The 23,510-nt window shown below is 62.7% G+C and carries 17 protein-coding genes and 1 pseudogene; 11 read left to right on the top strand and 7 right to left on the bottom strand.

Annotated elements, in window-relative coordinates; genetic code table 11:
• Positions 1-124: 124 nt before the first annotated feature.
• The 8 genes from ccmI to LCM4573_RS26855 all read left to right on the top strand — a co-directional run bounded on the left by ccmI (position 125) and on the right by LCM4573_RS26855 (position 11,336).
• The gene (ccmI, locus tag LCM4573_RS26820) at positions 125-1,255 is read left to right on the top strand and encodes a c-type cytochrome biogenesis protein CcmI (protein ID WP_071009661.1); all 1,131 of its coding nucleotides are present in this window, start codon (positions 125-127) and stop codon (positions 1,253-1,255) included.
• Positions 1,252-1,704 carry a cytochrome c maturation protein CcmE gene (gene ccmE, locus LCM4573_RS26825; RefSeq protein WP_071009662.1) on the top strand — a complete coding sequence of 151 codons (453 nt, stop codon included), beginning with the start codon at positions 1,252-1,254 and terminating at the stop codon, positions 1,702-1,704. Before ccmI ends, ccmE begins: the two co-directional genes overlap by 4 nt.
• On the top strand, positions 1,701-3,689 hold the full coding sequence (locus LCM4573_RS26830; RefSeq protein ID WP_071009663.1) for a heme lyase CcmF/NrfE family subunit: 1,989 nt from the start codon (positions 1,701-1,703) through the stop codon (positions 3,687-3,689). The genes ccmE and LCM4573_RS26830 overlap by 4 nt, the downstream gene beginning before the upstream one ends.
• Positions 3,690-3,865: 176 nt before the next feature.
• Positions 3,866-4,303, top strand: a complete 438-nt coding sequence (locus LCM4573_RS26835) for a cytochrome c-type biogenesis protein (RefSeq protein WP_071009664.1) — start codon at positions 3,866-3,868, stop codon at positions 4,301-4,303.
• Positions 4,304-4,527: 224 nt separating this feature from the next.
• The gene (locus LCM4573_RS26840; protein WP_071009665.1) at positions 4,528-6,075 is read left to right on the top strand and encodes a Do family serine endopeptidase; all 1,548 of its coding nucleotides are present in this window, start codon (positions 4,528-4,530) and stop codon (positions 6,073-6,075) included.
• Positions 6,076-6,171: 96 nt separating this feature from the next.
• Positions 6,172-6,930, top strand: coding sequence for a response regulator transcription factor (locus LCM4573_RS26845; protein ID WP_071009711.1), 759 nt, complete (start codon positions 6,172-6,174; stop codon positions 6,928-6,930).
• Positions 6,931-6,956: 26 nt separating this feature from the next.
• Positions 6,957-8,348, top strand: coding sequence for a HAMP domain-containing sensor histidine kinase (locus LCM4573_RS26850; protein WP_071009666.1), 1,392 nt, complete (start codon positions 6,957-6,959; stop codon positions 8,346-8,348).
• Positions 8,349-8,375: 27 nt separating this feature from the next.
• Positions 8,376-11,336 (top strand): bifunctional [glutamine synthetase] adenylyltransferase/[glutamine synthetase]-adenylyl-L-tyrosine phosphorylase, encoded by a 2,961-nt coding sequence (locus LCM4573_RS26855; protein WP_071009667.1) that lies wholly within the window; start codon positions 8,376-8,378, stop codon positions 11,334-11,336.
• On the opposite strand, the gene LCM4573_RS26860 is transcribed toward LCM4573_RS26855, so the two are convergent.
• Positions 11,323-13,647: a PAS domain-containing sensor histidine kinase gene (locus LCM4573_RS26860; RefSeq protein ID WP_071009712.1), complete on the bottom strand. Its 2,325-nt coding sequence runs from the start codon at positions 13,645-13,647 to the stop codon at positions 11,323-11,325. The two genes, LCM4573_RS26855 and LCM4573_RS26860, sit on opposite strands and share 14 nt — an antisense overlap.
• Before the next feature lie 158 nt (positions 13,648-13,805).
• On the bottom strand, positions 13,806-15,008 hold the full coding sequence (locus tag LCM4573_RS26865; protein ID WP_071009668.1) for an MFS transporter: 1,203 nt from the start codon (positions 15,006-15,008) through the stop codon (positions 13,806-13,808).
• 121 nt (positions 15,009-15,129) lie between these two features.
• Here LCM4573_RS26865 and LCM4573_RS26870 point away from each other — a divergent pair, with 121 nt between their 5' ends.
• Positions 15,130-15,693, top strand: a complete 564-nt coding sequence (locus LCM4573_RS26870; protein WP_071009669.1) for a TetR/AcrR family transcriptional regulator — start codon at positions 15,130-15,132, stop codon at positions 15,691-15,693.
• Between the two features lie 96 nt (positions 15,694-15,789).
• On the opposite strand, the pseudogene LCM4573_RS26875 reads toward LCM4573_RS26870, so the two are convergent.
• Positions 15,790-16,550: pseudogene (locus LCM4573_RS26875) on the bottom strand (glucose 1-dehydrogenase).
• Between the two features lie 233 nt (positions 16,551-16,783).
• Positions 16,784-17,872, bottom strand: coding sequence for an alpha/beta hydrolase (locus LCM4573_RS26880; protein ID WP_071009670.1), 1,089 nt, complete (start codon positions 17,870-17,872; stop codon positions 16,784-16,786).
• A gap of 309 nt (positions 17,873-18,181) precedes the next feature.
• On the opposite strand from LCM4573_RS26880, the gene LCM4573_RS26885 reads away from it, so the two are divergent.
• Positions 18,182-19,072, top strand: a complete 891-nt coding sequence (locus LCM4573_RS26885; protein WP_071009713.1) for a LysR family transcriptional regulator — start codon at positions 18,182-18,184, stop codon at positions 19,070-19,072.
• Positions 19,073-19,175: 103 nt separating this feature from the next.
• On the opposite strand, the gene pepN is transcribed toward LCM4573_RS26885, so the two are convergent.
• Positions 19,176-21,824, bottom strand: a complete 2,649-nt coding sequence (pepN, locus tag LCM4573_RS26890; protein ID WP_071009671.1) for an aminopeptidase N — start codon at positions 21,822-21,824, stop codon at positions 19,176-19,178.
• A 307-nt stretch (positions 21,825-22,131) separates the two neighbouring features.
• On the opposite strand from pepN, the gene LCM4573_RS26895 reads away from it, so the two are divergent.
• On the top strand, positions 22,132-23,070 hold the full coding sequence (locus tag LCM4573_RS26895) for a DMT family transporter (RefSeq protein WP_071009672.1): 939 nt from the start codon (positions 22,132-22,134) through the stop codon (positions 23,068-23,070).
• 3 nt (positions 23,071-23,073) lie between these two features.
• On the opposite strand, the gene LCM4573_RS28195 is transcribed toward LCM4573_RS26895, so the two are convergent.
• Both LCM4573_RS28195 and LCM4573_RS26900 read right to left on the bottom strand, forming a co-directional pair.
• Positions 23,074-23,220 carry a hypothetical protein gene (locus tag LCM4573_RS28195; RefSeq protein WP_157895545.1) on the bottom strand — a complete coding sequence of 49 codons (147 nt, stop codon included), beginning with the start codon at positions 23,218-23,220 and terminating at the stop codon, positions 23,074-23,076.
• 28 nt (positions 23,221-23,248) lie between these two features.
• Positions 23,249-23,440 carry a hypothetical protein gene (locus LCM4573_RS26900; RefSeq protein WP_071009673.1) on the bottom strand — a complete coding sequence of 64 codons (192 nt, stop codon included), beginning with the start codon at positions 23,438-23,440 and terminating at the stop codon, positions 23,249-23,251.
• Between the last annotated feature and the right edge of the window lie 70 nt (positions 23,441-23,510).

Raw genomic sequence — 23,510 nt, forward strand, 5'->3', positions numbered from 1 at the left:
GATCATGGCCGAACGGCTGCGAAGTGCTCATATCTGTGGCCGAACTTGCGGCTAAACGCCTCAAATTCGCGTCAAAACGGGCGTCGCGGTTGGAAAGCCCAGCCGGTTGAAGTAATGGGCCAGTATGGTTTTATGGATCGTCCTTGCAATCCTGACGGCAGGTGTCGCCGCTATCCTGATCCTGCCTTTCGCGCGCAGCGCCAGGGTGGAGCCGGCCGAGCACGCCGGTGAAATCGCCGTCTATCGCGATCAGCTCAAGGAACTGGAGCGGGATCAGGGGCTCGGACTGATCGACGCCCAGCAGGCGGATTATGCCCGCGCCGAGATCGGCCGGCGGTTGCTGGCCGCCGCCGACGGCGACGATGGCGCGGAAGACGAGAAAGGCAAGCCGCGCCGTTACGGACTGACGACCGCCGCAATGACCCTTCTCTTGCCCGCGACCGGACTCTGTCTCTACCTCATGCTCGGCAGCCCGAACCTGCCGGCCCAGCCGCTCGAAGCGCGGCTCGCCAATCCCGGCAACAATATCGCGCTCCTGGTCGCAAAGGCCGAACGGCACCTTGCCCAGAACCCGAATGATGGCGCGGGCTGGGATCTGCTGGCGCCGATCTATTACCGCTCCATGCGGCTCGGCGACGCGGAGCTTGCCTATCGCAATGCGATCCGGCTTCTTGGGGCCAGCCCGGCGCGGCTGGCGGGCCTCGGCGAGACATTGGTGGTAGCCAGCGACGGCGTCGTGACTGAGGCTGCGCGCGTCTCGTTCGAGGAGGCTCTCCGTCTGGAGCCGAACACACCGAACGCCCGCTTCTATATTGCGCTGGCGCTCGAGCAATCCGGCAAGCGCGACGAAGCCCGGACGGCTTTCGAAGCCCTGGCAAAGGATTCGCCGCCCGGTGCGCCCTGGATGGAGCTGGTAAGCGAGCATATCGCCAGGAACGGCGGAACCGTGCCGCCTGCGACCTCGGCCGCGCCCRCAGGGCCGACGCAGGAGGAGATGAGGGCCGCTCAACAGATGTCGGAGAGCGACCGGCAGGAGATGATCCGCGGCATGGTGGAAAGCCTTGCGGCGAAGATGCAGGAAGACCCGGACAATCTGGAAGGCTGGCTGCAGCTCGCCCGTTCCTATGCGGTTCTGGGCGATCGCGAGAAAGCGGAAGCGGCGCTGAAAAGCGGGTTGAAGCAGTTTCCCGGTTCCGGCGAGCTCGTCGCGCTGGCGCAACAGATGGGCGTCGCGGTGGAAGGGGTGAGCCAATGACGCGCAAACAGAAACGGCTCACGATCATCGCGGGCGGCATGAGCTTCATCATCGCCGCGGTGCTTCTGGTGATGTTCGCCTTCAGCCAGTCGGTCGCCTATTTCTACATGCCGGCCGATCTTGCGACGACCGACATAGCACCGGGCACGCGCATCCGGCTCGGCGGTCTGGTGGCCGAGGGATCGGTGAAGCGCGGCGGCGGATCGACCGTGACCTTCACGGTGACGGACGGCAGCGGAAGCGTGCCGGTGAGCTATACCGGCATCCTGCCCGATCTCTTCCGGGAAGGGCAGGGCGTGGTGACCGAAGGCTCCTTCGATGCGGCGACCCATTCCTTCATGGCCGACAGCGTGCTTGCCAAGCATGACGAGAATTACATGCCCAAGGAGGTAGCCGACCGTCTGAAGGAGCAGGGCGTGTGGAAGGAAGAGGAGGGTACGGCGCAATGATCATCGAGATCGGTCACTATGCCCTTGTCCTTTCGCTTGCCGTGGCGCTGATCGTCGGGGTCGTGCCGGTCATCGGCGCGCGCCGCCGCGACACGGTGATGATGGCGCTCGCTCCACTGGGGTCGCTGGTGCTCTTCGGCCTGGTGGCTATTTCCTTCGCCGTGCTGACCTGGGCCTATGCGGTCTCGGATTTTTCGGTGAAGAACGTCTGGGAGAATTCCCATTCGCTGATGCCGCTGATCTACAAATATTCGGGCGTTTGGGGCAACCATGAGGGTTCCATGCTGCTCTGGCTGCTGATCCTCGTCTTTTTCAGCGCGCTGATCGCGATCTTCGGGCGCAACCTGCCGGACACGCTGAAGGCCAACGTGCTCGGCGTTCAGGCATGGATTTCGATCGCCTTCCTGCTGTTCATTCTGCTCACCTCCAATCCCTTCCTCCGGCTCGATCCGGCACCCGCCGAGGGGCAGGATCTCAATCCGATCCTCCAGGACCTCGGCCTCGCCATCCATCCGCCGCTTCTCTATCTCGGCTATGTGGGCTTTTCGGTCAGCTTCTCCTTTGCCGTGGCGGCACTCATCGGCGGGCGGATCGACGCGGCCTGGGCGCGCTGGGTGCGCCCATGGACGCTGGCCGCCTGGACCTTCCTGACCGCCGGCATCGCCATGGGGTCCTACTGGGCCTATTACGAGCTCGGCTGGGGCGGCTGGTGGTTCTGGGACCCGGTGGAAAACGCCTCCTTCATGCCCTGGCTTGCGGGAACGGCGCTCCTCCATTCGTCGCTCGTCATGGAAAAGCGCGAGGCGCTGAAGATCTGGACCGTGCTGCTGGCGATCATGACCTTCTCGCTATCGCTGCTCGGGACCTTCCTCGTACGCTCCGGCGTGCTGACCTCGGTGCATGCGTTTGCGACCGATCCGAGCCGCGGCATCTTCATCCTCTGCATTCTGGCGGTCTTCATCGGCGGTGCCTTCGCTCTCTTCGCCTGGCGGGCTCCGATGCTGAAGGCGGGCGGGCTGTTCGCGCCGATCTCGCGCGAGGGATCGCTGGTGCTGAACAACCTCGTCCTGACGGTTGCGACCGCAACGGTGCTGACGGGCACGCTCTATCCGCTGGTGCTGGAGACGCTGACGGGAGAGAAGATTTCGGTCGGCGCTCCCTTCTTCAACATGACATTCGGTCTTCTGATGCTGCCGCTCCTGATCGCCGTGCCGTTCGGGCCGTTGCTGGCCTGGAAGCGGGGCGACCTTCTCGGCGCCCTTCAGCGCCTCTATCTGGTGGCCGGAATGGCGCTGGTTGCCGGGCTTGCCTTCTATTACGCCGAAAACGGCGGCCCGGTCATGGCGGTCGCCGGGTTGGCGCTCGGCTTCTGGGGCATGTTCGGCGCGATCGCCGACCTCTGGTACCGCGCCAATTTCGGCAAGGCGAAGTTCAGTGTCGCATGGAGCCGCTTGAAGGGCCTGCCGCGTTCCGCCTTCGGCACGGCGCTTGCGCATTTCGGGCTCGGCATCACCGTGCTTGGGGTCGTGGCGGTGACGACCTTCGAGACCGAAGCGGTGATGGAGATGAAGCAGGGCGCGACGGCGGAAGCCGGCGGCTACTCGATCATCTTCGACGGCATGCGCGAGGCGGTCGGCCCGAACTATACCGAGGAGCGCGGCCATTTCACCATTAGCCGCGGCGGCGTGACGGTCGCCGACGTCTGGTCATCGAAACGGCTTTATACGGCGCGGCGCATGCCGACGACCGAGGCGGGCATCCTGACTTTCGGCTTGAGCCAGCTCTACGTGTCGCTCGGCGACCCGATAGAAGGCGGCGGCATCGTCGTGCGCATCTGGTGGAAACCCTTCATCCTGTGCATCTGGGGCGGCGCCCTCGTCATGATGATCGGCGGGTTCGTGTCTCTCTCCGACCGGCGTCTGCGCGTCGGCGCGCCGAGCAGGAGGGCAAGGCCGGCCAAGGCTGTGCTGGAGGCGGCGGAGTGATGGCGGGTTCCCTATTGCCTCGTTGGATAGACCCCTCCCCAACCCCTCCCCACAAGGGGGAGGGGCTTAACTGCCCCACTGTACCGTTTCCGTCCGGGCGGGGCCGTGCCACGAGCTTTCTCCCCCCTTGTGGGGGAGATGGCCGGCAGGCCAGAGGGGGATTTTTTGTATTTCTTTTGCTTCTGATTGCTCTCCTCGCCCCCCTCCCGGCGCTCGCCGTCAATCCGGACGAAATCCTCTCCGATCCGGTGCTGGAGGAGAGGGCGCGAAACCTCTCGGCGCAACTGCGCTGCATGGTCTGCCAGAACCAGTCGATCGACGATTCCAATGCGGAGCTGGCGCGCGACCTGCGGGTGCTGGTGCGTGAACGTCTGGTCGACGGCGATACGGACAGGCAGGTCATCGATTACGTCGTGTCGCGCTATGGCGAGTTCGTGCTTCTGAAACCGCGCGTCAGCGCAAAGACCATTCTTCTCTGGGCCGCACCGATCGTGCTGCTGCTGATCGGCCTTGCGGCAGTTCTCGTCTTCATCCGTACGCGCCCCGCCCAGCAGGCGGTTCCGGCGCTGACGGCCGAAGAGAAGGCTCGCATCGAGGAGCTTTTGAAGAAGTGAATGGCGGGAGCGATCGCATTTTGCGCAAGCCGTTGATTTGATGGATGTCGTTGCAGAAACGGCTGTTCCCGTGCTTCCGGCGCCCGTCGGGTTCGGTGAACATTAACAAGATTTCATCCGCTCGCCACGTGCAGTTAACCTGAAGGCTCCTATATCTCTGCCCAGACATCCCTCGCCGGACCGCTCCGGCCAAATGTGACTGAAGAGAAGAAGGTAGCTTGAACATGAGCAAAATTGGACGCCCCTCCCTCAAGACGGTCCTCAAGACATCGACCGTTGCCGGCCTTGCTGCCGTCATGCTCTCGACGGGCATTCCGGCCCAGGTCTACTCCTCCTTCGCCGATCCGGTAAAAGTCAACGCGCCGCAGGCTCCGAGCTTCGCGGACGTCGTATCCGCCGTTTCTCCCGCGGTCGTTTCCGTTCGCGTGCAGTCCGATCAGCAGCCGGTCTCCGACGACAGCGGCAATTTCAGCTTCAACTTCGGCGGACGTGGATTCGACGAACTGCCGGACGACCATCCGCTGAAGCGCTTTTTCCGTGAATTCGGCGGCCCGCAGTTCCGTGGCCCGGGCGCTCCCGGCGACCGTGGTCCGAACGCCAACCGTCCGCATCGCCTGCGCCCGACCGCTCAGGGCTCCGGCTTCTTCATTTCGGAAGACGGTTACATCGTGACGAACAACCACGTCGTATCGGACGGCTCGGCCTATACCGTCGTGATGGACGACGGCACCGAGCTGGAAGCCAAGCTGATCGGCAAGGACAGCCGCACGGACCTCGCCGTGCTGAAGGTCGATGCGAACCGCAAGTTCACCTATGTCAACTTCGCCGATGACGCGAAGGTTCGCGTCGGTGACTGGGTCGTCGCCGTCGGCAATCCATTCGGTCTCGGCGGCACGGTAACGGCAGGCATCGTTTCGGCCCGCGGCCGCGATATCGGCTCTGGCCCCTATGACGACTACATCCAGGTGGATGCGGCGGTGAATCGCGGCAATTCCGGTGGACCGACCTTCAACCTCGAAGGCCAGGTCGTCGGCATCAACACCGCGATCTTCTCGCCCTCCGGCGGCAATGTGGGCATCGCATTCGCGATCCCTGCCTCGGTCGCCAACGATGTCGTGCAGGATCTGATCAAGGACGGAAAGGTCGAGCGCGGCTGGCTCGGCGTGCAGATCCAGCCCGTGAACCAGGATATAGCCGAATCGCTCGGCCTCAAGGAACCCTCCGGTGCCCTTGTGGTCTCTCCCCAGGAAGGCTCTCCGGGTGCCAAGGCAGGCATCAAGCAAGGTGACGTGATCACCGCCCTGAATGGCCAGCCGGTGAAGGACGCCCGCGATCTCGCCAAGAGGGTTGCCGCATTCGGCCCCAACACCACGGTCGAGGTTGACATATGGCGTGATGGCCGTGCCGAGAAGCTTCCGGTGACGCTCGGCAATCTTGCAAGCGATGAGGCGGCATCCGCCGAGACGACCGAGCCGGATGCGCCGAAGCCTTCGACCGACGAAGCGCTGGCAAGTCTCGGCATCACGGTTGCCCCGGCTGAAGACGGTTCCGGCCTTTCCGTAACGGATGTTGATCCGGACTCGGAGGCTGCGGCACGCGGCATCAAGAGCGGTGAGAAGATCCTCTCGGTGAACAACCAGAAGGTCGAATCCGCCGGAGACGTGGGCAAGGTGCTCGAAGCCGCCCRCAAGGACGGCCGCACCCGCGCGCTCTTCCAGGTCGAATCCGATGGCGGCAACCGCTTCGTGGCCCTGCCGATCGACCAGGGCTGAGCGCCCTGAGTTCAACCAGGCTTGAAGAAGGGCGCCGCCGGCAACGGCCGGCGCCCTTCCCATATTTCGCCCTCCCACATTTTGATGGAGCGACAGATGGCGACAAGTACCGGATATTCTCTCCGCGCCGGCGAATCCGATGGTGCAAAAACGGGCGCTGACGCTATTGTTCCGCACATGAAGATTCTGGTTATAGAAGACGATCTGGAAGCCGCTGCCTACATGACGAAGGCCTTTCGCGAGGCGGGCATCGTGGCGGATCATGCGAGCGACGGCGAAAGCGGCCTCTTCATGGGCACGGAAAACGCCTATGACGTGATGGTCATCGACCGGATGCTCCCGCGCYGCGACGGCATCTCGGTGATCAGCGAGCTCAGGAAGCGCGGTATCAATACGCCGGTGCTGATCCTCTCCGCGCTCGGGCAGGTGGACGACCGGGTGACCGGCCTTCGTGCCGGCGGCGACGATTACCTGCCGAAACCCTATGCCTTTTCCGAGCTGCTCGCCCGCGTCGAGGTGCTGGGCCGCCGCAAGGGTACGCCTGAACAGGACATGGTCTATCGGGTAGGGGACCTGGAGCTCGACCGGCTTTCCCACGAGGTGAAACGGAACGGCAAGGAAGTCCTGCTGCAGCCGCGCGAGTTCCGCCTGCTCGAATACCTGATGAAGAACGCCGGACAGGTGGTGACCCGCACCATGCTGCTGGAGAATGTCTGGGACTATCACTTCGACCCGCAGACCAATGTGATCGACGTGCACGTCTCGCGGCTGCGGTCGAAGATCGAGAAGGATTTCGACCGGCCGCTGCTGAAGACCATTCGCGGCGCCGGCTACATGATCAAGGATGAAGGGTAGCCTGTTTGTTCACGCGAGCCCGCCTGATGTTTCGCTCGACGGCCGTACGCCTGTCGGCGCTTTATATTTTGCTCTTCGCGCTGTGCGCCGCCTTCCTCGTATTCTACGTGACGGCGATGTCCGAACGGCTGCTCGTGCAGCAGACGCGTCAGTCGCTGGAGGAGGAGGTAGGCGATATCCAGCGCGCCTATGGCCGCGGCGGGGTCAATCTGCTTCTGCGAATGATGGAGCGCCGAGCCCGCCAGCCGGGCGCCAATCTCTACGTGATCGCCGGACCCAATGGCGAGATGCTGGCCGGCAACGTCGCTTCCGTGCAGCCCGGCGTTCTGGACGAAGAGGGCTGGACGCGCTTTCCCTTCAGCTACGAACCCTATTCGGAGAGTGGTAACGCGCGTCCACATATGGCGACCGCCAACGTGCTCTTTCTCGACAGCGGCCTGAGGATCATGATCGGCCGCGATCTCGGCGAGCCGGCGCGCTTCYGCAGCATCGTGCGGCGGGCGCTGATGGTGGCGCTGGCTATCATGGGCGTCGGCGCCCTGGTGATCTGGTTCGGCATCGGGCGCAATGCGCTCAAACGCATAGACCGCATGTCGGCGGCAAGCCAGAAGATCATGGCGGGGGATCTTTCGCAGCGCCTGCCGGTTGGGCGTTCCGGCGACGAGTTCGACCGGCTGTCGGATTCGCTGAACGCCATGCTCGGGCGCATCGAGAAGCTGAACGAGGGCTTGCGGCAGGTTTCCGATAACATCGCTCATGACCTGAAGACGCCGCTGACGCGGCTGCGTAACAAGGCGGCCGATGCGCTGGCCGAGAAGAACGAGGATACCCGCCAGGCGGCGCTCGAAGGCATTATCGGCGAATCCGACCAGCTCATCAGGACCTTCAACGCGCTCCTGATGATTTCCCGCGTGGAGGCGGGCTCGATCGCGGCGGAAATGTCGGAAGTCGACCTATCGGCGATCACTGCCGACAGCGCCGAACTCTACGAGCCGGTCGCGGAAGAGGCGGGCCTGAGGCTGGAGACCGAGATCGAGCCGGGGCTGACGGTCAGCGGAAACCGCGAGCTGATCGGCCAAGCGATCTTCAATCTGCTCGACAATGCCATCAAATACTCCGCCGAAGGAGATGGTGAACCGGCCATCAAGGTGAAGCTCGGCCAGCGCGACGGCGCGTTCCGCCTCTCCGTCTGCGATAACGGTCCCGGTATTCCGGCCGACAAGCGAAGCGAAGTGACGAAGCGCTTCGTGCGGCTCGATGAAAGCCGCTCGAAGCCGGGAACGGGTCTGGGCCTGTCGCTGGTTGAGGCGGTCATGGAGCTGCATGGCGGCTCGCTGGAGCTCTCCGCCACGGACGAGACGAATGCCGAGGCGCCGGGGCTTGCCATCACCATGGTCTTTCCCGCACCGAAGCCCTAATTGGGGAAGGGGAGAGATTCGAGGAGGATGCAGGTGTCGGAGAGCGAAAGGCGGCTCGATGCGGTGAGGGCGGATGTTATCCGTCCGCTGAACCAGACGGAAGCGAAAGCCGCTGCGGCGGTGCTGAAGGAAATCGGCAAGACCGAGCCTCGGATCGCCGAGCTGATGGACGGAAACGGTTCGCTCAGGGATTTCCTCATAGCGGCGTTCAGCCTTTCGCCCTATCTGCGTGATACGGCTGCGGTTTCCCCTCATCTCCTGGCGACTGCCGTCAGCGCGCCGCTGGAGCCGGCGCTTGCGGGACTGGTCGAGACTGCCCGACAAAGCTGGCGGCCGAAGGACGGCAAGACACCGACCGAAGCCGACGTCATGACGGCGCTGAGGGCCGCAAAACGGGCCTTGAGCTTTCTCGTGGCGCTTGCCGATCTTGCCCGCATCTTTTCCGCGAGGGACACGACGCGCTGGCTGAGCGCATTTGCCGAGGCTTCCGTAGCCGCGGCCATCGATCACCTGCTGCTCGCCGGCCATGAGGGCGGCAAGCTGAGGCTTATCGATCCGGGCGATCCTGCCAAGGGTTCCGGATTGCTCGTGCTCGGCATGGGCAAACTCGGCGGGTGGGAGCTCAATTACTCCTCCGATATCGACCTGGTGGTCTTCTTCGATCCTGAGGCGGGCATACTTGCCGACCCGCTGGACGCCTCGGAAACCTACGGCCGGATGATGCGGCGGCTGATCCGCATCATGCAGGAGCGCACGGCGGACGGTTATGTCTTCCGCACCGACCTTCGGTTGAGGCCGGATCCGGGCTCGACGCCGCTTGCGGTAGCGGTAGAGGCGGCGCTCATCTACTACGAGGGCCGCGGGCAGAACTGGGAGCGGGCGGCCTTCATCAAGGCGCGACCGATCGCCGGCGATCTCGCGGCGGGCGAGGATTTTCTCCGCCAGCTCACCCCCTTCGTCTTCCGCAAATATCTCGATTATGCGGCGATCGCCGATATCCATTCGATCAAGCGGCAGATCCATGTCCACAAGGGACATGGCGCGATTGCGGTGAAGGGCCATGACGTGAAGCTCGGGCGCGGCGGCATCCGGGAAATCGAATTCTTCGCGCAGACGCAGCAGCTCATCGCCGGCGGACGCATGCCGCCGCTGCGAGCCAGGGAGACGGAGAAGGCGCTTGCGGCGCTGGCCGACGCGAACTGGATCACGCCGGAGATCGCCGCCGAACTGACGGAATGCTATTGGTTCTTGCGTGATGTCGAGCACCGCATCCAGATGGTGCGCGACGAGCAATCCCATGACCTGCCGGGAACCGATGCCGAACTGAAGCGCATCGCCCTGATGCTCGGCTTTGCCGATACGGTGGGATTTTCCGAGAAGCTCGAAAGTGTGCTGCGAACGGTCGAGAAGCGTTACGCACGCCTGTTCGAGCAGGAGGCCAAGCTTTCGTCCAGCGACGGAAACCTCGTCTTCACCGGCCAGAAGGAAGACCCCGGCACGCTGAAGACGCTTGCCGCGCTCGGCTTCGAGCGGCCGGCCGACATTTCCCGCGTGATCCGGACCTGGCATTATGGCCGGTATCGCGCCACGCAATCGGTGGAAGCGCGCGAGCGCCTGACCGAACTGACGCCCGACCTGCTCAGGGCTTTCGGCGAGAGCAAGCGGGCGGACGAAGCGCTTCTGCGTTTCGACAGCTTTCTGAAGGGCCTGCCGGCGGGCATCCAGCTCTTCTCGCTGATCGGCAACAATCCCGCCCTTCTTTCGCTGATCGTGACGATCATGTCTTCCGCGCCGAGGCTGGCGGATATCATCGCTTCGAAGCCGCATGTCTTCGACGGCATGCTCGATCCCGGCCTGATGGCGGAATTGCCCACCCGCGACTATCTCTCCGAACGGCTCGCCACCTTCCTCAATGGCGCGCGCCATTACGAGGATCTGTTGGACCGGCTGCGCATTTTCGCGGCCGAGCAGCGTTTCCTGATCGGCATCAGGCTTCTGACCGGCGCTATTTCCGGAGCGCTGGCCGCCCGCGCCTTCACCCATCTCGCCGACCTCGTGATCGAGGCGGCGTTCGGCGCCGTCGTCAGGGAAGTGGAGACGGCGCATGGCACCTATCCCGGCGGGCGAATCGCCGTCATGGGCATGGGCAAGCTCGGAAGCTTCGAACTGACGGCAGGCTCCGACGTCGATCTCATCCTGCTTTACGACTACGACGGCGAGGCCTTCGAATCCGAAGGGCCGAAGCCGCTCGATTCCAGCCGTTACTTCACCCGTCTGACGCAGCGGCTGATCTCCGCTCTCTCGGCGCCCATGGCCGAAGGCATCCTCTTCGAGGTGGACATGCGCCTGCGCCCCTCGGGCAACAAGGGACCGGTGGCAACGAGGATCAATTCCTTTCGCAAATATCAGCGGGAGGAGGCCTGGACCTGGGAGCACATGGCGCTCACCCGTGCCCGGTTGGTCTGCGGCGAGGATAGCCTTGAAAAGGAAGTCCGCAGCGTCGTAGGCGAGGTGCTCTCGGCCGAGAGGGACGTCGCGAAGATCGCCGCCGATGTCGCCGAGATGCGGCAGCTGATCGAAAACGAAAAACCGCCGCGCGACATCTGGGATTTCAAGCTTATCCCCGGCGGTCTCATCGATATCGAGTTCATTGCGCAATATCTGCGGCTTGCCGCGCCGGCCAAGGGTGTCGCCGCCGATACCTACGGTTTCAGCACGGCCGAAACGCTGAAGACGCTCGGAGAAAGGCTGATAAAGCCGGACGACCTGGAAACCTGCCTGACGGCGCTGAGGCTCTTTACGGAGCTTTCGCAGATCATCCGCCTTTGCATCGACGGGCCTTTCGATCCGAAAGATGCGCCGGCGGGGCTCCTGGAGCGCGTCTGCCGGGCGGGGGATTGCTCGGACATCAGGACGCTGGAAGCGGAGGTCGTTCGCCTTTCGAAGGAAGTACGGGCGGTCTTCAAACGGACCGTCAAGCGACCCTGACGGCGGGCAGCGCGCCTTCCGGGATATTGATCGAAACGACGGTTCCCTTGCCGGGGCAGGAGCGCATGCGCATCGTTCCGCCATGCAGCGCGATCAGCGAACGGGAGATCGCCAGCCCGAGGCCCGAGCCGCCCTTGCTCTTGGCATACTGGCTCTGCACCTGCTCGAAGGGCTGGCCGAGCTTGCCGAGCGCTGCCTTCGGGATGCCGATCCCCGTATCGGCGATGGTCAACGCCAGCCCCCGCTCGGTTTTGCAGGCCCGGAGTTCCACCCGGCCGCCGTCGTCAGTGAACTTCACGGCATTGGAGAGTAGGTTCAGCATGACCTGCTTCATGGCGCGCCGGTCGCCGTTCATGGTGAGGCCGGTAGAGAGGCGCTGGCGTATGGCGATATTCTTTTCCTCGGCCTGGACGGCGGTGAGGCGCAGGCTCTCTTCGATCAGGGGCGCGAGATCGACGGTTTCCGTCTCGATCTTCATATGTCCTGCCTCGATCTTCGACATATCGAGAATGTCGTTGATGACGTTGAGGAGGTGTTTGCCGCTATCGTGAATGTCCTTCGAATATTCGCAGTATTTCGGAGAGCCGAGCGGGCCAAACATGCCGTTCGTCAGGATTTCGGAAAAGCCGAGGATCGCGTTGAGCGGCGTGCGAAGCTCATGGGACATGTTGGCCAGGAATTCGGATTTCGCCTTGTTGGCGGCCTCCGCGCGCTCCTTCTCGGCCTGGTAGTTGGAGTTGGCGATCGAGAGTTCCGTCTTCTGCCGCTCCAGCTTCTTCTGCGAGGCGGAAAGATCACCGATCGTGGCCATCAACCGGCGCTCGCTTTCGCGCAGGCGTTCCTGGTGGCGTTTCAGGAGGGTGATGTCCGTGCCGACCGCGACCATGCCGCCGTCGCGCGTGCGGCGTTCGTTGATTTGCAGCCAGCGCTCGTCCGCGAGCTGCACTTCCGTCGTGCGTGAAAGGCCGCTGCCGTCCGGATCCACGACGCGCCGCTCGATCACCGGCCGGGCGGCCGCGGCATTGACGACGGTCCGCTCGGTTCCGGGAACCAGGACGCTGTCCGGAAGGCCGTAAGCCTGCTGGAAATGGGTGTTGCACATCACGAGCCGGTCGTTCTTGTCCCACAGCACGAAGGCTTCGGACGTGCATTCGATGGCGTCGGCGAGGCGCTGGTCGGCTTCGGCATAACGCTGCGCGAGGCGGTGCTGTTCGGTGACGTCCATGGCGATGCCGATGACGTGGGTGYGGCCGCTTGCGGTGCGGATGACCTGGGCGCGGGCGCGCATCCAGACGTAATGACCGGCGGCGTGGCGCATGCGGAAGACCTGATCGACCTGCTTGGCGTTTCCGCGGCTGATGGCGCGGGCAAGTGCATAGAGATTGCCATCGGTCGGATGCATCATGCGCGCCGCGTCGGAAAACGAGATCACGTTGCCGGCGGGCGGCAGGCCGAGCATCTCGTACATCGAGCTGGACCAGAAGAGGCGCCGGTTGGCGACATCGAAATCCCACAGGCCGCAGCGGCCGCGCGACAGCGCGGTCTCGATGCGCATGTTCGTCTCGACGAATATGTCGTCGGCGTCGCGGGCCCGCTTCACCTGCATGTAGTAGGCGTAGAGGATGACCAGCAGGATTGCCGAGATGCCGGTGAAGAGCGTGACGTTGAGCGAAACCTCATGGCGCCAGAGCCGGTTTATCGTCTCGATCGAATGGGCAGCGACGATCAGCGCGCCCTCATTTCCGATGGGCTCGATCGCCGCATAGAAGGGCGTGGCGCCGAAAGAGGTCTCGAATACGCCGAACTGGCGAGGTGTCGTGGTTTCGGGCAGCAGGGAGGCGAGAGGCATGCCGGCATAGCCGCTGGCAGCCGCCGAGCCGCCGAATATCCGGCCCGCTTCATTGACGAAAAGCACGAAGGCACCGTCTTCCATGCGGTCCTGCGGCAGGAAGGCTGCAAAACGCTGCTCCGCCGCCGTGCGGTCGCCATTCTGGACGAGGCTTTCCATGCCGGAAAAGGCTGCGGTGCCGGTCGCGGCCATCAGCGCCGTGGTACGCTGCGCCGTCTGATGCATGCGGTCATGTTCCGCGACGATGCCGAGAATGCGGGAGGCGGCGACGACTGCGAGGAAGGCGAGGATGAGAAGCGGGATGGAGCGTTTCAGAACCAGCTCCACCCGTGGCTCCTGCCGGGAGATAGGCCTGACGGAAAGTTTTGCACCTTCGGGAAGCGCCTGCCGCAGCCGCGCAAAGCCCGGAAATTTGAGACGCAAACGCCCCTCGGCCGCGGTTGCCCGCCGCACGTCCGCCATCGTATTCATGTTGTCCCTCGTGGTGATTCGCGCGCCGCTCGCCCGAATCTACCCTAATGAATCATTAGTGATTCGCGCTGTCCAGAGGGTCGGTAAGATTTTTTTAACCAATTGAATCGAAAGCGAATCTGCAGGAATCGAGTCGGCGCCTTTCGCTTTCAGCAGGTCGCGGGACTTTGAGCAGAGCTTACGCGGGTCGCCAGAAGCGAGATCGCCGCAAGCAGGATGATGCCGCCGCCATAGACATAGGCCGTCATGGAAAGGCCGAGGGCGGGAGCCGCAAGACCGGCGGCGATCGCCGGAAGCGCGAAGGCAAGGTAGCTTTCCACCAGGAAGGCGGAGAAAAGGCCGGCCCGTTCATGCGCGGCCGCCAGCGGCAGCATGATGCGCAGGATATTGGCGAAGATCGATCCGAAGCCGAGGCCGGCGATCGCGGTTCCAAGGAAAAGCACGCCGACATTCTGCAGGTGTACGCCGACGAGTGTGACGGCGACGCCCGCGATCAGAACGACCGCGCCGGTAAAGAGGACCCGCTGCGGTCTCCAGGTGCGGAAGATGAAGACGGAAGCGGTGGCGCTGAGCATCAGGGTGGCGACGACGGAGCCGCCGACGAAGGGCGAGGTGAGGCCGGTCGCGATGGCAACCAGCGTCGGCATAAGCGAGAGATAGAAGCCCCCGAGCGCCCAGCCGGCGACGTTGACCGGAGTGACCCTGAGAAGCGTGGAGCGCGCCGCCCGCGGAACGCTGACCTGCGGCCGCATGGCGGCAAGCGCGCCGGGCCGGCCGGCGGCTGTTTCCGGCATGAAGGCGAGCATCAGAATGCCGGCAATCGTGACGCCGAGCAGCACTTCATAGATGAGGCGGGTGGGTTCCGGTGCGAAGGCAACCAGCGTGCCGGCGGCGAGCGTGCCGATCATCAGGCCGAGAAAGGCGGTGACGCTGTTGAGGAGCGGACCTCTTTCCTTGTCTGTATCGAGGATCGCCGCGCCGAATGTGGGGAAGGCAATGCCCGTTCCCATGCCTTGCACGATCCGCGCGGCCATGAGCATGGCGCCGGATTCCGCCAGCATGAAGATCATCAGGGCCGCGCCGTTGAAAAACAGAGCGAGCAGGATGAGCGGCCGGCGCCCGATATAATCCGAAAGCCCGCCGAGGGTGAGCAGAGTTGCCAGAAGCGCGAAGGCGTAGGAACTGAAGATCAGCGTAATCATCGCCGGAGAGAGATGAAACAGCTCCTGATAGAGGTGGTAAAGCGGTGTGGGCGCGCTGCTGCAGGCGGAAATCGTGACCGCTCCGAGGAAGCTGTAGACGGTCATGCGGGAGGTGGAAGTGAAAATCGCGGGAGAAGTCGGCTTACTCATGGCGCTCACCTTAACGCAAATTTTTAGCGTTAGCGGGATATAGTTGCATTCACGGCTTAACGCAATATCTTTGCATTAAAGGTTGTGAGTTTCCGGCCTCAAGCCGGCAAGGAGAAGAAGAATGGCAAGAGAGATGCTGCGTCAGGGAGGCAGGAGCGCCCGCATCCAGGCGGAGGTGCACCGCACCGTCCAGGATCTCCTGAAAACCATGGACCGCAGCGAGATCACCGTTCCGATGATCGCGGAAAGGGCAGGGGTGACACCCTCGACGATCTATCGCCGCTGGGGCGATCTTTCCGAGCTCCTCGCGGATGTCGCGGTTGCCCGGATGCGGCCGATCGCCGATCCGGACGATACCGGAGCGCTGGCTTCGGATATGGAAGCCTTCGTCGTTCAATATGCCGAGGAAATGTCGTCGCGGGTCGGCCGCGCCATGCTGGTCGATGTCGTCGGCAGCGTGCAGAGCGGAGCCGCCGCGCAATGCTGCCAATATACCTACCACCATCTGGAAACGCTGAGGGAGCGCGCAGTCGCGCGCGGCGAGACGCCCTTCGATGTCGAGGAGGCCATCGACCGGGTTATGGCTCCGATCGTCTATCACATCCTCTTCGGAGATCGCGAACTCTCGCCGGATTATTGCCGGACATTGGTTCGGGGTTTCTTCGCGGTTAGTGTCTATGAATGACGTGGAGGGCGCGCTGTCATTGCAAGAGCAAGGCACGCCGGATGAAGACGATCGACATTCATCCGGCGTGCCGGCCAGCATTGGGAAGGCTGACCACTATTGAACGGTATAGCCGCCATCTACAGGCAAGGCATGCCCGACGATGAAGCTCGCGGCATCGCTGCAAAGCCACAGGACGGCGTCGGCGATTTTTTCCGCTCTGCCGAGCTGCCCATGGGCACGACTTGCATCAGTGCATCCATCGCTTCCGGTTGGGTTTCAAGCATTCCCGTCACCATCGGCGTCTCGATGATGCCTGGGCAGATGGCGTTGATCCGAATTCCCCTGGCGGCATATTCAAGCCCGGCGCTTTTGGTCAAGCCGACCACTCCATGCTTCGAGGCATGATAAATCCCGCGTTCTGCAATCCCGACCAATCCACCAAGCGATGAGTTGTTCACGATTGCGCCCGAACCCTGCTTGCGCATCTGCAGCAGCTCATACTTCATGCAGTTCCACACGCCCCGCAGATTGACCCCCATGACGAAGTCGTAATCCTTGGGATCTGCGTCGGCGGTCTCGGCGACGGGGCTTTGGACCCCCGCATTGTTGAAAGCGGCGTCAAGACGACCGAATTCCGCGACCGTCTTTTCCACCATGGCGGCAACCTGCTCCATGTCGGCGACGTCACATTGAATGGCGATGGCCCGGTGTCCCGAAGAAGTCAGGGAGTCAGCCGCGGCGCGAACCGCGCTCTCGCTGACATCGGCAAGTGCGACCGCTGCGCCAGCCTCCGCAAAGGCCTTCGCCACCGCAAGCCCCATGCCGGAAGCAGCGCCGGTGACGAGAGCGACTTTGTTTTCAAAGGAGATGTTCATAGCACTCACTCGTTGTTCTGATGGAAGTTGATGCCGTCCGAGGATTTGGTCGGAGGGTGTTCGCCATCTTCGGCCGGTCGGACCATTCCCGTCCCATTCGTGGCGATACAGTCTCGGCTAACAGTCGCCGGCTAGAGGGGTTTCGCTTTTCTCCGAATAGCGAAGCCCCTCCATCTCTTTGTTTTACGCAATTCCGGCGCGCAAAACCCGCATGCTCTTTTGCTGGAATTGCTCTAGGCTGACAGGTGCTGGTCGAAGAAGGACTTCAACTTGTCCCACGGGATCATGTCGACTTTGTCGTAGAGGTCGACGTGACCGGCGCCTGGAACGATGAACAGTTCCTTCGGTTCGGCTGCCTTCGCAATCGCCTGTTCGCTGAAGAAGCGCGAGTGCGCGTTCTCGCCTGCGATGAGCAGAACGGGTCGTGGCGAGATCATGTCGACATGGTCAAACGGCCGGAAATGCAGATAGGACGGGTCTCCTGAAACATTCATCGCGGTCGTCGCGCGCGGGTGAGCGCCACGGGGTGTGCGGTAGTACTCGAAGAATTCCCGCGTGATCGCGTCCGTCTCCGGCGTCAAGGTTTCCGGCAGTGCGCCATACTGCTTCTGCGCGCCTGCGGCCTCGGCCCAGCGTTGCCCGCCGATTTTGGTCAGCATGTCGATCCGGGCATCGGCAGGCATTTCGTTACCCTGCCACGCCCATTTCGCGCCGCCCATGTCGTACATGCTGACGGTAGCCACCGCCTTCAAGCGAGGATCGATCTGCGCGGCGGCAAGCGCGAAACCGCCGCTTGCGCAAACGCCGATGACGCCAATGCGATTTCGATCGACGCGCGGATCGAGACCCAGGAAGTCGACGCCTGCGCTGAAGTCTTCGACAACGGCTTCCGGCGAAGAGATGAAGTGCGGCTGGCCCCCGCTTTCGCCGTTGTACGAGGCATCGTGTGCGATGGTGATGAAGCCGCGTTCCGCCATCGTCTGGGCGTAAAGTCCGGCGGTCTGCTCCTTCACGCCGCCATAGGGATGGCCGACGATCAATGCGGGGTGGTGGCGCGACGTGTCGAGGTCCTTCGGGACATACATGTCCGCAACGAGGTTGATGCCGAGGCGGTTGACGTAGGAGACCTTGCGGTGCACCACGCGATCGCTTTGCTTGAAAGTCTTGTCCCAGGTCCCGGCGTATTGGGCGAGCGCTGGACTTGCATTGAGAGAGATTACGCCGGCCGCAGCCGCACCTGCTCCTGTCAGCTTGAGAAGCTCGCGCCGACCGATGCCGGCGGGTGCCAGCCGGTCGTTAGATTCAACAGGTCCATTGTCCATTGCCATTCTCCTTCGCCGTCTGATGGTTGCGGAAGGAATATAATCTGGGCGGGTCTGAATGATTATCGGCTGCAATTCGCAAGCGCTTATGTGCTCCATGCATTAATTTGACATGTGGGAAAGCTGCCGCCAACAGCCCCGAAGCGCATCGAACTTAGGGAAAAGAAGGTTGCCGTCAGCGAGAATCTGCTGTTTTCGTATCTGAGGACATGCCAATTTCGATGACTTATTCTTGAGGAGCAATAATCGCAGATGTTGTATGCGGCCTAGGCCGCATGTGTGGCCGATCAATCGATGGAGTGTATGGATATGCTGCGGGCCAACGTGAACGATCTTTTGGCTTTCATTGTCGTGGCGCGGGAGCGGAGCTTCACGAAAGCCGCGGCGCAGTTGGGCATGTCGCAGTCTGGTCTCAGCCACGCGATCCGGGCGCTGGAGTCTCGGCTGGGGCTTCGACTTCTGACCCGCACCACCCGCAGCGTGTCACCGACCGCCGAGGGAGAGCGTCTGCTGAACGTGATCGCTCCGAGGTTCGAAGAGATCGAGGGCGAGCTGTTTTCAATCACCGAGCTGGGAGAGAAGCCGGCTGGTACCATCCGCATCACCGCAGAAGACTACGCCATCGACACGGTTCTCTGGCCGAAACTCGAGAAGGTCCTGCGGCAATATCCCGACATCAAGGTCGAGTTCATCGTCGATTATGGGCTGACCGACATCGTCGCCGAACGGTTTGATGCGGGCGTCCGACTTGGGGAGATCGTCTCACAAGGCATGATCTCGGTGTGCATCAGCCCCTATCAACGGATGATCGTGATTGGCAGCCCGGAATACGTCAAGGAGCACGGCATTCCTAAAAGGCCGCAGGAACTGACATCGCATCAATGCATCAATCTCAGACTCCCGACACATGGCGGAACCTATGCCTGGGAATTCGAGAAAGACGGAGAAGAGCTAAGGGTCCGAGTGGACGGCCAGGTCATCTGCAACGGGATCAGGCAGATTCTGAACGCAGCGATCAGCGGCTACGGTTTCGGTTTCGTGCCTGACGGCCTGGCGATCCCGGACATTGAAGCGGGACGCCTGGTGCAGGTTCTCTCGGACTGGTGCCCGTCTTACCCCGGATATCACCTTTACTATCCAAGCCGTCGCCAGTCGTCCGCAGCGTTCAAGGTCGTCCTCGATGCGCTCAGGCAGAAGTGATATGGCAAATCACTGGCGCCGGGCGCCCAAAAGGGCTCAGCGGTAAATAGTCGTGGCGAACGACGGTTAGGCCGGCGCTGAAAAAGCGGCGCCGGCCGCAGGATCATCCTTTCAGGATACGCTCCACGATGTCGCGCACATCGGTCGAAAGCGAGGAGGCGCGTTCGATCGTCATCAGTGCGGCGCGTGCGTGATCGGCGCGCTGGGGTTCGAGGGAGCGCCAGGAACGCATCGAGGTGAGAATGCGCGCGGCGAGCTGCGGATTCTTCGGATCGATCGCAAGGATCTGCTCGGCCAGGAACCGGTATCCCTCGCCGTCGGCGCGATTGAAGCCCGTCGGGTTCGAGAAGGCGAAGGTGCCGATCAGGGCGCGAACGCGGTTCGGATTGGTGGAGACGAAGCGCGGATTTTGCATCAGCGCCTTGATCCGCTCCAGCGTGTTGGCGCTCGGAATGGTCGCCTGAACCGAGAACCACTTGTCGATGACGAGCGGATTGCCGTCGAAACGGGTGAGGAAGGTCGCAAGCGCTGCCGTCGTTTCGGCCGCATCGGGGAAGCGGTGCGCAAGCAGGGTGAGCGCCTGCGCGAGATCGGTCATGTTGTCCGCCAGGGCGAAGGCTTCGGCCGCGCGGACCGGCGAATTCTCGGCATAGGTCAGATAGGAAAGCGCGACGTTGCGGAGCGCCCGTCTGCCGGCACTCGCCGCATCGGGCGTGTAGGCTCCCTCGGCCCCCATTCCATCGAAAAGGCGCGTGAAGGTCTTCCAGCCGGCTTCGGCGATTGCCGACAGGATGGCATTGCGGCCTGTATGGATGGCGTCCGGATCGTTGTTTTTGCCGAGTTCGCGGGCGATGTCGGCCTCGCCTGGCAGGGTCAGCGCCTGAGCGCGGAAGGCAGGCTCCAGCGCCTCGTCCGCTGCTGCTTCGAGAAGCGCCCGGATCAGCACCGGATCGCAGCTCGGTTCCCGGCCTTCGCGGACGTCGCGCGCCGCCTGCATGAGGTTCGGCATGGCAAGGTCCGTCAGCGCCTGCCAGCGGGCGAAGAGATCCGTATCATGCCGCGCGATATGGGCGAGATCGTCCGGCGCCTGGTCGAGGCGCAGGTTGATCGGTGCCGAGAAGGAACGGTTGAGCGACAGCACCGGCCGGGATGCGATCCCGGAGAAGGTGAAGGTTTGCTTGGCACGGGTCAGGTGCAGCACGTCGCCGGTCACCTCGCCGCCGCTGACGCTTTGGGGCGCGGCAAGCGATCCGTTGTCCAGGATCAGCGCGAAGCTGAGCGGGATGTGCATCGGCTCCTTGATGAGCTGCCCCGGCGTCGATGGGACCTTCTGCTCGAGCGAAAGCGTGAACGTGGCGCTCTTGGCGTCATAGTTGCCCGAGGCAGTCACCAGCGGCGTACCCGCCTGATGGTACCAGAGCGAGAATTGCGAGAGATCGCGGCCGGTGGCGTCCTCGAAGCACTTCACGAAGTCCTCGACGGTCGCCGCCTCGCCGTCATGGCGTTCGAAGTAGAGATCCATGCCCTTCTTGAACCCGTCGCGGCCGAGAAGCGTGGCGATCATGCGGGTGACTTCGGAACCCTTTTCGTAGACGGTCGCCGTGTAGAAGTTGTTGATCTCGCGATATTGCGTCGGCCGCACCGGATGGGCGAGCGGACCGGCATCCTCGGGAAACTGTTCCGCTTTCAGATGCCGCACCTCGGCGATGCGCTTGACGGCGCGCGAGCGCATGTCGGCCGAGAATTCGTGGTCGCGATAGACCGTCAGGCCTTCCTTGAGGCAGAGCTGGAACCAGTCGCGGCAGGTGATGCGGTTGCCGGTCCAGTTGTGGAAATATTCGTGCGCGATGATCGCTTCGATATTGGCGTAATCCTGATCGGTCGCGGTCTCGGGGTCGGCCAGCACATATTTGTCGTTGAAGACGTTGAGGCCCTTGTTCTCCATGGCCCCCATGTTGAAATCGGAGACCGCGACGATCATGAAAATGTCAAGATCGTATTCGCGGCCGAAGCGCTCCTCGTCCCATTTCATCGAGCGTTTCAGCGCATCCATGGCATAAGCGGCGCGCGGCTCCTTGCCGTGCTCGACATAGATCTTCAGCGTCACTTCACGGCCGGTCATCGTCGTGAACGTGTCCTCGACCACTCCGAGATCGCCGGCCACCAGTGCAAAGAGATAGCTGGGCTTCGGATGCGGATCGAACCAGGCGGCGAAATGCCGGCCCTCGTCGAAATTGCCTCCGCCGAGATAGTTGCCGTTCGAGAGCATCACCGGATTGGCCGCCTTGTCGGCGATGATGGTGATCGTATAGGGCGCGAGCACATCCGGCCTGTCGGGGAAATAGGTGATGCGGCGGAAGCCTTCCGCCTCGCACTGGGTGCAGTAGACCCCGTTGGTGCGGTAGAGCCCCATCAACTGGCTGTTGGCCTCCGGATTGATGAAGGTCGTGATGGTGATCTCGAACGGTGCCTCGGCCGGCAGATCGCGGATCGTCAGCTTTTCCGCCGTCGCCTCGTACTGGCCGGCCGGGATTTCGGACTGGTCGAGCAGCAGGCCGGAAAGGGTCAGCTCGTCGCCGTCGAGCTCGAGCGGAACCAAGGGATCGACACCTTCGCGGCGATGAAAGATCAGCCTTGCCTCCACCTTGGTATTGGCCGGATCAAGCTCGAAGGTCAGATCGACGCGTTCCAGGACGAAATCGGTGGGGCGGTAGTCTGCCAGATGAACGATCTGGCCCGTATCTGTTCGCATGGTGCTTCCTGAACCGGCTATGGTATGGCGTCGGGCACCTCCGATGCCCGTTCGACTGGCACTTGCCCGTTTGCCGCGGGCACAATCGCATGCAAAGCTAAACGATTGTTGAAACTCCTCCGGGGCAGACGCTTAGCGGGCGCGCCCACGGATTTTAACTTTCCGACACGTATATTGATCGATCCGTCAGCAGTTTTCATCCCGTTTTCTTGTCCGCTCCGTTAATTGTGACGGGTCTCTCCACTTGGATTCGATTTTCTTTCCGCGGCAGTGATTTTTTGCCCGCCCAGTCCCCGATGAGCTGTAAATGGCCGCCGATGCCTTAAATCCCCTCAGGGGGATCATGTTCAAGGTACTTTCCGTTGTCGTGTTTCTGGTGATGCAGACCTGCATCAAGGCGGCGGGGCCGGATATCCCGGCAGGACAGATCACCTTCTATCGTTCCGCCTTCGCCATACTCCCTATCGTCATTTATCTGACCTTCCGCCGCGATCTCCTGGCGGCGTTCCGGACGGACAATTTCCCTGGGCATCTGAAGCGCGGCTTTCTGGGCATTCTCGCCATGGCCTGCGGCTTTTACGGGCTCGTGCATCTGCCGCTCCCCGAGGCGATCGCCATCGGCTACGCATCGCCGCTGATGGCGGTGGTCTTCGCGGCGGTGATCCTTGGAGAAACGGTGCGTGTCTACCGCTGGACGGCGGTTTTCATCGGCATTTTCGGGGTGCTCGTCATTTCATGGCCGAAGCTTACCCTGTTCCAGGAAGGCGGCTTCGCCTCCGAACAGGCGCTGGGCGCGCTCGCGGTGTTGCTGTCGGCCGTGCTTGGCGGCCTTGCGATGGTGCAGGTGCGGCAGCTGGTGCGTACCGAAAAAACTTCGACGATCGTGCTCTACTTCTCGCTCACGGCTTCGGTTTTTGCGCTTGTCAGTCTTCCCTTCGGCTGGGCATCGCTGCCGTTGAAATCGGCCCTGCTGCTGATCGCCTCCGGCATATGCGGCGGGATAGCCCAGATTTTTCTGACCGAAAGCTATCGGCACGCCGATGTCTCGACCATCGCGCCGTTCGAATATACGTCGATTTTGCTGGGAATTGCCGTCGCCTTCGTGCTGTTCGGCGACATTCCCACCACGACCATGCTGATCGGCACGGCAATCACCGTTTCGGCGGGGATTTTCATCATCTATCGCGAGCACCAGCTCGGGCTGGAGCGCAAGGCGGCGCGGCGGGCATCGCCGCCGGCGAGCTGATCCTTAGAGCGGGATCGCGGCGGATGCCGGGTTGGCGCGCTTGTCCTGATCAGCACCGGCGCGGTTGTATTCGCGGGCGGCGTTCACGGCTGTGCCGATCTGGTGAAGGGTCTCGCGAAGGGTGCGGATCGTCTGCAAGGCTGCCGTCATGGTTCGCTCTCCTGCGTGCTTTCCGGGATCAACGTTCGCGGAAATCGGCGAAGATGGCCGAAGGACGCGTGATATAGCCCGAGCGGCCGAGGGCGCGCGCGGTGATCTGCTCGTTCGTGGCGGAGCCGAAACGGTGATAACCCTCGCTCGAGCGCGGCGAGAGGCCGGCGATGCGGAGGGTTTCGAAGCCCGAATGGATCGGACGGTAGCGGGTCGTCATTGCCTTGGTTCCTTGACCTGATCTTCCTCCCAAGACACGCCTTATATTGCATCGCAACATAGATTTCGCA

Source organism: Rhizobium sp. LCM 4573, assembly GCF_001854865.1.
Classification (GTDB): domain Bacteria; phylum Pseudomonadota; class Alphaproteobacteria; order Rhizobiales; family Rhizobiaceae; genus Neorhizobium.

Bases quoted from the DNA above. Each gene is read 5' to 3' on its own strand.
- pepN (WP_071009671.1), bottom strand. From the start codon at position 21,824: ATGCGAACAGATACGGGCCAGATCGTTCATCTGGCAGACTACCGCCCC.
- LCM4573_RS26880 (WP_071009670.1), bottom strand. From the start codon at position 17,872: ATGGACAATGGACCTGTTGAATCTAACGACCGGCTGGCACCCGCCGGC.
- LCM4573_RS28195 (WP_157895545.1), bottom strand. From the start codon at position 23,220: ATGACGGCAGCCTTGCAGACGATCCGCACCCTTCGCGAGACCCTTCAC.
- LCM4573_RS26855 (WP_071009667.1), top strand. From the start codon at position 8,376: ATGCAGGTGTCGGAGAGCGAAAGGCGGCTCGATGCGGTGAGGGCGGAT.
- LCM4573_RS26885 (WP_071009713.1), top strand. From the start codon at position 18,182: ATGCTGCGGGCCAACGTGAACGATCTTTTGGCTTTCATTGTCGTGGCG.
- LCM4573_RS26900 (WP_071009673.1), bottom strand. From the start codon at position 23,440: ATGACGACCCGCTACCGTCCGATCCATTCGGGCTTCGAAACCCTCCGC.
- LCM4573_RS26830 (WP_071009663.1), top strand. From the start codon at position 1,701: ATGATCATCGAGATCGGTCACTATGCCCTTGTCCTTTCGCTTGCCGTG.
- LCM4573_RS26870 (WP_071009669.1), top strand. From the start codon at position 15,130: ATGGCAAGAGAGATGCTGCGTCAGGGAGGCAGGAGCGCCCGCATCCAG.
- LCM4573_RS26865 (WP_071009668.1), bottom strand. From the start codon at position 15,008: ATGAGTAAGCCGACTTCTCCCGCGATTTTCACTTCCACCTCCCGCATG.
- ccmE (WP_071009662.1), top strand. From the start codon at position 1,252: ATGACGCGCAAACAGAAACGGCTCACGATCATCGCGGGCGGCATGAGC.
- LCM4573_RS26895 (WP_071009672.1), top strand. From the start codon at position 22,132: ATGGCCGCCGATGCCTTAAATCCCCTCAGGGGGATCATGTTCAAGGTA.